Here is a 10,504-nt window from a genome sequence, read left to right as displayed (position 1 = left end):
GTGCTCCGCCATGGAATGGCCCTCCGCCTCGTCCCTCTGCCTGCCGGTCCGGTCGACTCAAGAAGGCATCGCCTTCACCGCGCCGGGAAACCGGCACGACGGCAATGACACCGCGAACGAGCTGGCCGCTCTCGCCCCATCCCTGACTCCAACAGTGCTGGACTCTCAACGTCGACGCCCATGTGCCCTTCGACCCGTCTGGCAGTCTGCTCTTCTCCAGCGGCTACTACCGAACCCACCGGGAGTCGCTGGGCCCGGATTCAGGCCGCCGTCACGTGGCCCGCAGTGGTCTCCAGGGCGGCGCCGGCCTGGTCAGCCAGGGTGACGGCGACGAGGAGGGACTGGCGGTCGGGGACGCTGCCGGGGGCGGGGGTGAGCATGAAGCGGCCCACGTACTTGCCGTTGGCGAACACGCGCAGCTCCACGTCCTCGGCGGGCATGCCCAGCTCCTCGGTCGGCCAGGGCCTGCGGCCGACGACGATGGAACCGTCGTGTTCCAGGCGCGGCGGGTGGCCGATGAGGGAGCCGTACTCGAACCGGCAGGCCCGCAGCCCGAGGAAGTCCACCAACTCGGCCCGGACGTGGTCCACCACAGCCGGGGCGGGCTTCGAACGGGCCAGGACCGCCGCGTCGTGGATCCGCGCGAGGTGGCCGGCGTCGGTGACCGCGATGACCTCGAACCTGCGGGCACGGGCCGCGAGTTGGGACACCGCGAGGCCGACCGCGAGCAGCAGCACCGCCGTTGTGATGTCGGACGAGTTGCTGATGCTGAACCGCTCGTAGGGGCGGGTGAAGAAGAAGTCGAACCACGCGGCGGCGCTCAGCGCGGCCACGGCACCGGACAGCCGGTGCCCCACGGCGGCCACCGCCACCACGGCGACGACCAGCAGCAGGGCGACATTGGTGTTGGCCAGGTGCCCGCGCGCCGGCAGCAGGACCGCGCTCAGCGCGAGCGGGACCACCACCACCGCCAGTGAGAGCGGCCCCGTCATCAGGCGCCGAAGATCGCGAACGTGCCGAACGTACCAAGGCATCGCACACCTCCTGCCTTCCCGTGTAGCAGCCCGTGCGGCGGCCGCAAGTGGCCGGCCAGGCCTTAACGCGATTCTTGCGGCCCGTCGCCGCGGAGGCGGCCGCCCGCGGAAGCCTCGTGGGTGACCATGTGGACGTCGATGTCCCCGGACAGGTCGACACTGACGCTGCCGATCCAGAGGCTCGGAACCGGCATCGGTGAGGCCGTCCTCGCGGGCCACGTGCACAGCGAGCAGGTCCCCGCCCCGGTGCGGGCGGCGATTCGGGCGGCCCGCCGGATCAGCGTCTCCCCCTCAGGCTCACCGGTGAGGGCCACCACGACCCGTTCCCGGGTCTCCCGCACCTTGTCGATCCCGTGTTCCGTCCGCTAGTCGTGGAGCCGCTCGTCGACCCGCCCGGCCGGCCAGAGCAGCGAGCCGGCGCAGGGCGGTCAGGTTCCCGATCCGGATCGGGCAAGGCGCCGGCTTTCGAAGAATGCGACGACGCGGTGCGACTGCCCCGTGGTTGCGCGTGCGATCATCGTCCGCGCTGATGTACCAGGGCTGCGGCACGGCAGCTCGCACGGAGGAGGACCACCCATGGCCGATCGCGGTGCCGCACCGCAGCCGACAGAGACTCAGCATCCCGGCGTACAGAACACGGCGCGCCTCGCGCTGGTCGTGGGTGCCCTGGGTGTGGTCTTCGGCGACATCGGAACCAGTCCGATCTACACGCTCCAGACCGTGTTCAACCCGGATGACCCGCATCCCGTCCCGGTCACCACGCAGAACGTGTACGGGGTGGTGTCGCTCGTCTTCTGGTCCGTGGTGATCATCGTGCTGGTCACCTACGTGCTGCTGGCGATGCGCGCCGACAACGAGGGCGAGGGCGGCATCATGGCCCTGATCACCCTGCTGCGGCGGTGGAGCTCACCGCGAGGCCGCAGGGCCACCGCAGTACTGGCCGCACTGGGCATCTTCGGTGCCTCGCTGTTCTTCGGCGACAGCATGATCACCCCGGCGATCTCGGTGCTGTCCGCGGTCGAGGGGCTCAAGGTCGTGGAGCCCTCGTTGGAGAGCGCGGTGGTGCCGCTCACCGCGGTGATCATCGTGCTGCTGTTCCTCGTCCAGCGCCGCGGAACGGCGGCGGTGGGCCGGGTGTTCGGGCCGGTGATGATCGCCTGGTTCGTGGCCATCGGCGCGTGCGGCGTGTCCGCCATCGCCGACCGCCCGCAGATCCTCCGAGCGCTGTCGCCGAGCTACGCCCTGGGCTTCCTGTTCGACCACTTCGGGACCGCCTTCTTCGCGCTGGCCGCGGTCGTGCTCGCGGTCACCGGCGCCGAGGCGCTCTACGCCGACATGGGGCACTTCGGTCGTCGGCCGATCACCCGGGGCTGGCTGTTCCTCGTGTTCCCGGCATGCGTGCTGAGCTACCTCGGCCAGGGCGCGCTGATCCTCGGGGACCCGCGCAACATCAGCAGCCCGTTCTTCCTACTGGCGCCGGGCTGGGGACGGCTGCCGATGGTCGTGCTGGCCACGGCGGCAACCGTGATCGCCTCCCAGGCGGTGATCACCGGCGCGTACTCGGTCGCCTCCCAGGCCGCCCAGCTGGGCTACCTGCCGCGGCTGCGGATCGCGTACACCTCCGAGTCGACGATGGGTCAGGTCTACGTCCCCTGGATCAACTGGCTGCTGATGGTCTCGGTCCTCACCCTGGTCTTCGCCTTCCGCAGCTCGACGGCGCTCGCGTTCGCCTTCGGCATGGCGGTCACCGGCACCATCACCATCACCACCCTGCTGTTCTTCTACGTCGCCCGTGCCCGCTGGGGCACACCGGTGTGGCTCGTCGTAGCCGGCGCGACACTGCTGCTCGCCGTGGACCTGCTGTTCGTGGCGGCCAACGCGACCAAGCTCCTCCACGGCGCGTGGCTGCCGCTGCTGATCGGCATCACCGCGTTCACCGTCATGACGACCTGGCAGCGCGGCCGCGCGATCGTCACCGCCGAACGAGCACGGCATGAAGGCCCGCTGCGCGAGTTCGTCGACGGCCTCCACAGCGGGGAGGTGCCGGCGCTCCGGGTCCCCGGCACGGCCGTCTTCCTCAACCGGGGCAAGCAGACCGCGCCGCTGGCCCTGCGGGCCAACGTCGAGCACAACCACGTACGGCACGACCACGTCGTGATCCTGTCCATCGAGACCGAGCCCGTGCCGCGCGTCCCGGCCGATCAGCGGATCACCGTCGACGACCTCGGCTACGCCGACGACGGGATCATCCACGTCACCGCCCGGTTCGGCTACATGGAGACACCGGACGTGCCCACCACGCTGGCGGTGCTCGATCCAACCGAAACCGAGGGCTGGCTGCGGCTCGACCAGGCGTCCTACTTCCTGTCGAAGATCGAGCTGCGGCGCGGGAAGGAGCCGACGATGGCACCCTGGCGCAAGCGCCTGTTCATCGCCACCTCCTACATCACCGCCGACGCCGCCGAGTACTTCGGCCTCCCCCGCGAGCGCACCGTCATCATGGGCTCGCACATCGAGGTGTAGGCGCACCGGCCGCGGACGGTCACTGCTCGTACCCGCATCGGCTCACAGCCAGTCGTTGCGGCGGAACGCCCGGAAGACGAACACGCACACCGTGGCGGTGAAGAGCAGCACCGCCGGGTAGCCGAACGTCCAGTGCAGCTCCGGCATGTAGTCGAAGTTCATGCCGTACACGCCCGCCACCATCGTGGGCACCGCCGCCAGCGCCGCCCAGGCACTGATCCTGCGCATGTCCGTGTTCTGCTGCATCGACAACCGCGCCATGCTCGCGTCCAGGATGCTGGACACCAGTTCGTCGAAGGCCAGGATCCGCTCCTTCGCCTGCGCGTGGTGGTCCGCGGCATCCCGGAGATAGGCGGCTATCGCGGCCGGAATCTGCGGCAGCGAACCGTCCGACAGCCGCTGCAGCGGGAGCGTCAGCGGCCCGACCGCCCGTTTGAACTCCAGCAGTTCGCGCTTGAGCTGGTAGATCCGCGCGGAGTCGTCGGTCCGCTCGGCCGAGAACACCGCGGCTTCCAGCTCCTCCACGTCCCGCTCGAACGAATCCGCCGCCTCCAGGTAGCCGTCCACCACGTGGTCGGCCACCGCGTGCAGCACCGCCGTCGGCCCCAGCGCCAGCAGCTCCGGCGTCGCTTCCAGGTCGTGCCGCACCCCGGTCAGCCCCTTGGCGCTCCCATGCCGCACCACGATCGCGAAACCCGGCCCGGCGAACACCATGATCTCCCCGGTGTCCACGATCTCGCTGGTCGCCGTCACCTTCTCGTGCTCGACGTAGGTGATCGTCTTCAGTACCAGAAACAACGTGTCCCCGTACCGCTCCAGCTTCGGCCGCTGATGCGCCCGCACCGCGTCCTCCTCCGCCAGCGGGTGCAACCCGAACGCCGCCGCGATCTCGGCGAACTGCTCCGCGGTCGGCTCGAACAGCCCGATCCACACGAACCGGCCGTCCGCCTCGCCTATCCGCTCCAGCACGGCCGACAGATCGACCGGCCCCGGCAACCGCCGCCCGTCCTCGTACAGCGCGCAGTCCACCACCGCTCGCGCAACCATCACCCAGCACCCTCCGGAAACCACCGTCGACGACCCGCCAACCTACCGGCTGCGCCCAGGCGGCCGCACCCACCGGCGGCCGCGGAGCGCTGGTCGTCCACCAGCAGGGGATGATCTCCAGCCTCATCGCGCTCTTCGAGCGGTTCTGGCCGGCCGGCGAGGACCTGAGGCAGAAGCACTTGACGGAGATCGAGTGACGGGTGCTGAAGACCATGGTCCGGGTCGAGAAGGACGAGGCGGGCGCACGCGAACTCGGCATCGCCAGCAGGACCGACCACGGTCACGTCTCCAACCTGCTGCGCCGTCCGAATGCCACGCACCGCACCCAGGGCATCCTGGCCGCGCGCGACCGGGGATGGCTCTGACCCGCGAAACGGATCGATCGTCTTCCCGACCTTCCGGCCGGGAAGACGATCGACGGTGGCGCTCCCGCGCGAGGGCGGTCAGCCGGCGTCGACGACCTCGGTGACGGTGAACCGGTTCAGGCTGTCGGGGCTCAGCCGGTGGCCCTCGACCACCAGGTACTGGTCCGTGCCGACCCGCAGGATCTGCGCCTTCTTCGGAGCCGGCGCGAAGTCGGGGTGGCTGCCTCGGGCAGCCTCCAGCGCGAACGTCCGCGCCTGCTCCAGCGACATCGGCTCGGAGGTCTTGATCTCGGCGCCGTAGCGGTTCTTGGTCAAGCCGATCTCGGCCACGACGACGTGGTTGCTCATGGGAACCCTTCCAATCATTTCTGGGCCGACCGGCCGAACGCCGACCGGGGACAGGAACGGACCGGACGCGCGGACTACGCGCCCGCCGAACGGGCCGCCGCCGCGGGCTCGGCGCGGTCCGCGCGCAGCGAGGCGAACCGCGACATACGGCTGCCGGTGTGCAGCACCGCGGCACTCGTGCGGGCCCCGGCCTGCAACGGCACCGGCGGTCCCGGTGTGCGGTGTTGCTCAACGGCTTGAAATATGCCGCCTCCGACGGGCGCCGGGAGAGGCTTGGAATGCAGCATGTTGCAGGCGCCCGGTGCGCCAAGATGCAGGCCGTCGAGGCTTGACCGCCGCAGCACCGACAGGTGATCAATCGGTCACCAGATAGGCCAGCAGGCTGATCGCCCCAGACGTCACCGCGAGCGCGGCAAGGCCCTTGAACAAGACCACGGCCACCCGCCACAGCGCCCGCGGCAGGCGGCCCTCGCGCCAGCGTGCGGCTTGCCGGGGTGCGGCCATCTCAACGGCCTGCGCGACGCCGACAGGGCCGGCCAGCACGGCGAACAGCCCTGCGGAGATTCCGAGCACCCGGACACCGGTGTAGGCCACGCCCACGCGATAGGAGGTGTCCTCGGACTCGACGTACTGCACGGGCACGCGGGCCCCGACGCGCAGACTGCCGTCGTACGGGACCGAGCGGGCCACGACGGTGCCCGAGTCGGGCCTGAAGTCGCCGTAGCAAGTGGTGCGCGCCTGCTTGCCGCTACCTTCGGTGAGGCAGCCGGTGACCGTCAACAGGCCCGGCTGGCCGGCGAGTCGGAGCGGGTAGGCGATGGTGAGCACGCAGACGGCGGTCAGCGCCGCGCCGGCCAGCATCACGGCCAGCCCCGCCAACGCCAGGACCGGTGCTAGGCACAACCGCCCGGCCGTGGACTTCGGATCCCTCAGGTACACGACTCCCCCGTTCCGCACTCGGAATGCGCCGTCACGCTGCCGGTCGGTCCGCGTCCGCCTTCGCGATCGGGAGCCGGCGGCGCGACCGCGAGGCCGTGACCGCACAGCCGAGCAGCACGAGGGTTCCCAGGCTCCCGGACAGCACCAGTCCCGTCGCGCCCGGTGTGCCGGACCAGGCCCACCTCACGGCGTTGGTCGTCCAAGCCGAGATCACGCCGCACGTAAGCCAGAACGCGAGGCGCCCGACCCTCCGGTCACGGGGAGGGGGACCGGGGAGCAGGTGATCGGGCGGTGGGACCGGGCCCGCCCCGGGCGGCCAGCCCGGTGGCGTCCAGAGGGACGGCGTCCGACCGTCCGTCCAGTCGACCGGGGAGGAGGCCTCCGGCCGCAGGTCGGGGCTTCGCATCCATTCGGCCCGGCGCCGGGCCGCCGGATCCGGGTCCAGGACCAGCACGGTCCAGGACCCGGACCCGGCTACCAGCCGGTGCTCCACCGGCCGATAGCCGTACAGGTGCGCGACCCACAGCTCGTGTCGGAGCTCTTTGCCGGTACTGGTCGTCGACACGACCACCCTCGGCCTGCCGTCGAGCCGGTGGGCCAACCAGGTGAAGTCCATGCCCACGATCGAAGCAGGCACGCACGGCCCGGAATGTTCCTTTGACGGTACTCTGACGGGCTCGATTCAGAGCATGGCCCGTCGATTGTCCGTCAACTGCTTATGCAGGCCCCAGAGGTCGAGCTGTGCCCACTGTCCGGTGACCTTGCCGTCCCTGACGTGGACGATACGGATGGTATCGAAGGAGACCCGTCGTCCGGTGGCGGGGACGCCCATGAACTCCCCGACGTGGGTGGCCTCGACGCGGAAGCGGATGGTGACGGCGTCCCGCCCTTCGACCACCTCCTCCTCGGACATCTCCAGTCCCTCCCACGGCTCGACCATGTTCCGCGCGTAGTGCGTGAGCGCGACCTGGAAGTCGGTGAGCCACCCGGTCAGTCCGAGGCACTTCTCGGTCCAACGCTCGGGATCGATCAGACGGGTGGCCCCCTCGATGTCGCCCGCCAACAGGCAGCCGTTCCAGGCCCTGTAGACCTCCAGCGGAGTCATGCTCACCACCGCCTCCGGGCGGAACGAGGCCGTCTGCCGCCAGATCCCGCCGTCCTTCATCACCATGGCGCCGACCGTCTCCTTCCGTTCGCCGGCGACCTCCATGACCGCCCGGTAACAGATCGTGTCGCCGTGCTCGGCGTATTCGACCATTTCCACCAGCCTCGGCCGGAGCGCGAGGTACCCGGCGAACGCCTCACGAATTCCTTCCGCACCGGCGAAACTCCGGTCGGCCCGGACGAGCACGGCGTCCGGGGTGTAATTCCCGACGATCGAATCGAGGTCGCCGGCGGACACCGCGGCGAGCTGCTTCTCGAAAACCGCCCGTGCGTCAGTCGTGATGGTTTCCGTCATTCGAGTTCCTCTCGGGTCGGTGCGGGAATCCGCACGGTGAACCAGGTGTCGCCGGGAACCGAGCGGGCGGTGAGCGATCCGCCGTGCCGCTGGGTGACGATGCGGTAGGAGAGGTGGAGGCCGAGGCCCGTCCCCTTGCCGATGTCCTTGGTGGTGTAGAAGGGATCGAAGATCCGGGTGAGCGCGTCGGAGGGGATACCGCAGCCGGTGTCCCCGATCTCGACGGCCAGACAGGCGCCCTGGAGGACGGTCCGGACCGTGAGCGTCCCCGTGCCGCCCATGGCGTCGACCGCATTGTCGATGAGATTGGTCCACACCTGGTTGAGCTCGGTCGGGTGGCCGGTCGCGTCCGGGAGGTCCGGCGCGTACTCGCGGACGATCCGCACACACGCCAGCTTCGGTCGCAGCATGGTGAGCGTGGCCTCGATGCCGTCGACCACGGAGAATCGCCCCTCCGGGGCCCGGCCGAGGTTGGCGTAATCGCGGGCCGCAGCCACCAGCGCGGAGATACGCGGGCCCGCCGTGCGCAACTCCCCCGCGAGCGCCCGGGCCTCCAGCAGGGCGGACAGCTGCTCCAGTGCCACCGGAAGCACGCCCGGGCACAGCCCGTACAACCGCCGGGACAGCCAGCCCGTGCCCAGGCCGCGTTCGGCCATCGCGCCGGCGAGGGCCACCGGGTGCGCGGCACCCTGCCGTTCGGCCCAGTCGAGCACCTCGTCCTCCAGGTCCGCCGTCGCGACCGGGTCGCTCTCGGCGGTGAGCGGTGCCCGCTCGATCTCCGCCGCGAGCCGGTCGAGTGCCTCGGCCTCCCGAGCGACGGCCGCAGCGCCCCAGCGCCGCGCCGTACCGGCGAGCCGGTCGATGGCCGGGCCCAGGTCCTGCGCTGCGCGCGCCACGGCTGCAGCCGGGTTGTTCAACTCGTGGGCCAGACCGGCCGCGAGCGTGCCCATGGCCGTCACCGTGGCCCTTCCTTGGGCCTGGGCCTCCGAGGAAGCGATCCGCCAGGCCAGGACGGGCAGCAGCACCCGGGCCACGCCGGGGCAGCGCACCAGCATGTCGAGGAACACCTGCTTGGGGTAGCCGGCGACGACCGTACGACCCGCCGCCGCGACGGTGGCCACGTAAGCGCCGCCGGTCAGCAGTGGAAGCTCCCCGGTGAACCGGTGGGCGGCGGGGGGCTTGGCGCCGTGCTCCCGCTCCGCGTACGGGCGAGCCAAGTGCCGCGTGAGAAGTTCCTCGCGGCCGCCCACCGTCTTGGTGACGAGCAGCTCGCCGTCGAGCAGGACGTAGAAGTGGGTGGCCTCGTCGCCGTCGCGGAAGAGGATCTCACCGTCGTCGAGCACCCGCTCCTCGGTCACCTCGGTGAGCCACTCCAACTGACCGCCCGTCAGTTCGGTGAAGAGTTCGATCCCACGGAGCCGCTCGCCGCGGTCCTGGGCCGTCGTGGTCACCGCGATCCGATCAGCGGCAGGCGGCGCTGTGAGAGCAGCCGTCCCGATTGCCGGGGCAGCCCTGCCAGGACGGAGATCGCGTGCGCGATCGAGACGAGTGTGGCGTGGTGGTGCCAGCCGCGGTAGGAGCGCCCGGCGAAGTCGCGGATGCCGACGCCGTCGCAGACGTCCTGCAGGTCACGGGAGACCCGCCTGGTCAGCTTGGCGATCCGGAAGAGCGCCGACGAGGAGAGGTGGCCGATGTTGGAGAGCCAGAGCTCGGCGGGCCGCGCCTGGTTCGGGTCGGTCCAGGCACCGATCAGGAAGAGCGGCGACATGCCCACGGCGCGGTCGTGGACGGTCGGCAGCGCGACTCGCACCCCGACCACCCTGGCCACCCTGCGCCGGGCGTGCCGGCTGTCACGCCACTCGACCGCCGCGCCCAGTTCCCGTACGGACGCCAGGAGGTGCTCTGCCGGCAGCCGCCGTCCGTCACCCGCGGGCAGCCTCGGGTCGGCGGGCTCCACCTGCAGGGAGGCGTCGACGCGCAGGACGAAGGGAATCCGGCGCGGTGCGAACGCCGTGAGGACCTCGGCGAGATCGTCACTGGTCGCGGTCATCACCACCGGACGGGGCGTCAGGCTCCAATCGCGGGCGATCGAGACGACTGAATCGACGGCACACTGCACCGGCGTCTGGGATCTCACGTGATCGGGGACCGCGGCTCTTCTCCGCTGTTCGCTGCCCGGGACCCAGGTGGCCGGCAGCGCGAGCTGCCAGTCGACCGGGCAGCTCGCCTCCTCGGAGGCCAGCCAGACGCCAGCGCTCTGCTGGCAGTTGGCCATCCGGCCGAGGCCGGGGACGAACTGGCGCTCGACGCCGACGGAGTGCCGGCCCGCTTTGGGAACCGCGAGCGGCTCGACGATCCAGGCGACCGGCTGGAGCTGCCGGTCCACGAAGCGGGCCAGGGACTGGCGCACCGGCTTCCACTCCCACGGGGAGGTGGTGATGAACTGCTGGAGGCTCTGCATCGCGCCGGCGTCGGCGGCCTCCGCGATGCCCTTCATGGTCTTGCGCCCCTTCGCGGACAGCAACCCCCGGACGTACAGCTCGCCCCATCGGCGCTGGTCACTGCGCGGTACCGAGGCGAGCAACTGCCCACACATGCGGTCCACCTGATCCTGAGAAAGGTCCTGCGGATCGAAGCCATCGAATCCGACGTCCACACCCATCCCTCCTCGAAGCAATGCGCGAATACCACGACCCGGCGGAATTGTTCATCATTCCGGGCATGGCAGAGCAGGGGAAATCGCCATTCCGGACGCATTTCCCGAAAATCATCTGCACTGCTGAGCTCGA

At 70.5% G+C, this 10,504-nt stretch carries 10 protein-coding genes and 1 pseudogene; 2 read left to right on the top strand and 9 right to left on the bottom strand.

Translation table 11 applies throughout. The annotated features are described in order from the left end of the window. Positions 1–260: 260 nt before the first annotated feature. Positions 261–1,034 (bottom strand): DUF4118 domain-containing protein, encoded by a 774-nt coding sequence (locus tag ACWC9T_RS30650; RefSeq protein ID WP_449824301.1) that lies wholly within the window; start codon positions 1,032–1,034, stop codon positions 261–263. A gap of 159 nt (positions 1,035–1,193) precedes the next feature. Continuing rightward, positions 1,194–1,478: pseudogene (locus tag ACWC9T_RS30645) on the bottom strand (universal stress protein); the annotation flags it as partial. 132 nt (positions 1,479–1,610) lie between these two features. Between ACWC9T_RS30645 and ACWC9T_RS30640 the strand changes: the two are divergent. Then, the gene (locus ACWC9T_RS30640; RefSeq protein ID WP_449824299.1) at positions 1,611–3,557 is read left to right on the top strand and encodes a potassium transporter Kup; all 1,947 of its coding nucleotides are present in this window, start codon (positions 1,611–1,613) and stop codon (positions 3,555–3,557) included. A 42-nt stretch (positions 3,558–3,599) separates the two neighbouring features. Here the strand turns inward: ACWC9T_RS30640 and ACWC9T_RS30635 are convergent, their stop codons facing one another. Next, positions 3,600–4,604 (bottom strand): magnesium and cobalt transport protein CorA, encoded by a 1,005-nt coding sequence (locus tag ACWC9T_RS30635; protein ID WP_449824298.1) that lies wholly within the window; start codon positions 4,602–4,604, stop codon positions 3,600–3,602. Between the two features lie 200 nt (positions 4,605–4,804). Between ACWC9T_RS30635 and ACWC9T_RS30630 the strand changes: the two genes are divergently transcribed. Beyond that, positions 4,805–4,969: a hypothetical protein gene (locus tag ACWC9T_RS30630; RefSeq protein WP_449824297.1), complete on the top strand. Its 165-nt coding sequence runs from the start codon at positions 4,805–4,807 to the stop codon at positions 4,967–4,969. A gap of 78 nt (positions 4,970–5,047) precedes the next feature. Here ACWC9T_RS30630 and ACWC9T_RS30625 read toward each other — a convergent pair whose 3' ends face one another. From ACWC9T_RS30625 to ACWC9T_RS30600, 6 genes are all read right to left on the bottom strand, one after another. Next, positions 5,048–5,317: a hypothetical protein gene (locus tag ACWC9T_RS30625; RefSeq protein WP_449824296.1), complete on the bottom strand. Its 270-nt coding sequence runs from the start codon at positions 5,315–5,317 to the stop codon at positions 5,048–5,050. Positions 5,318–5,391: 74 nt separating this feature from the next. Further along, positions 5,392–5,520 (bottom strand): hypothetical protein, encoded by a 129-nt coding sequence (locus ACWC9T_RS30620; protein WP_449824295.1) that lies wholly within the window; start codon positions 5,518–5,520, stop codon positions 5,392–5,394. 151 nt (positions 5,521–5,671) lie between these two features. Continuing rightward, positions 5,672–6,181 carry a hypothetical protein gene (locus tag ACWC9T_RS30615; protein ID WP_449824294.1) on the bottom strand — a complete coding sequence of 170 codons (510 nt, stop codon included), beginning with the start codon at positions 6,179–6,181 and terminating at the stop codon, positions 5,672–5,674. A 757-nt stretch (positions 6,182–6,938) separates the two neighbouring features. Next, complete coding sequence (locus ACWC9T_RS30610; protein WP_449824293.1) at positions 6,939–7,715, bottom strand: ester cyclase; 777 nt, start codon at positions 7,713–7,715, stop codon at positions 6,939–6,941. Then, positions 7,712–9,166, bottom strand: a complete 1,455-nt coding sequence (locus tag ACWC9T_RS30605) for an ATP-binding protein (RefSeq protein WP_449824292.1) — start codon at positions 9,164–9,166, stop codon at positions 7,712–7,714. The genes ACWC9T_RS30610 and ACWC9T_RS30605 overlap by 4 nt, the downstream gene beginning before the upstream one ends. Continuing rightward, entirely contained in the window at positions 9,163–10,371 is a 1,209-nt protein-coding gene (locus ACWC9T_RS30600) for an IS701 family transposase (protein ID WP_449824291.1), read from the bottom strand. Before ACWC9T_RS30600 ends, ACWC9T_RS30605 begins: the two co-directional genes overlap by 4 nt. Between the last annotated feature and the right edge of the window lie 133 nt (positions 10,372–10,504).

The organism is Kitasatospora sp. NPDC001159, from assembly GCF_053598235.1.
The sequence above is the reverse complement of the archived record's forward strand: the minus strand, read 5'-3'. Positions and strand labels throughout refer to the sequence as shown.

Bases quoted from the DNA above. Each gene is read 5' to 3' on its own strand.
- ACWC9T_RS30625 (WP_449824296.1), bottom strand. From the start codon at position 5,317: ATGAGCAACCACGTCGTCGTGGCCGAGATCGGCTTGACCAAGAACCGC.
- ACWC9T_RS30635 (WP_449824298.1), bottom strand. From the start codon at position 4,604: ATGGTTGCGCGAGCGGTGGTGGACTGCGCGCTGTACGAGGACGGGCGG.
- ACWC9T_RS30650 (WP_449824301.1), bottom strand. From the start codon at position 1,034: ATGCCTTGGTACGTTCGGCACGTTCGCGATCTTCGGCGCCTGATGACG.
- ACWC9T_RS30610 (WP_449824293.1), bottom strand. From the start codon at position 7,715: ATGACGGAAACCATCACGACTGACGCACGGGCGGTTTTCGAGAAGCAG.
- ACWC9T_RS30640 (WP_449824299.1), top strand. From the start codon at position 1,611: ATGGCCGATCGCGGTGCCGCACCGCAGCCGACAGAGACTCAGCATCCC.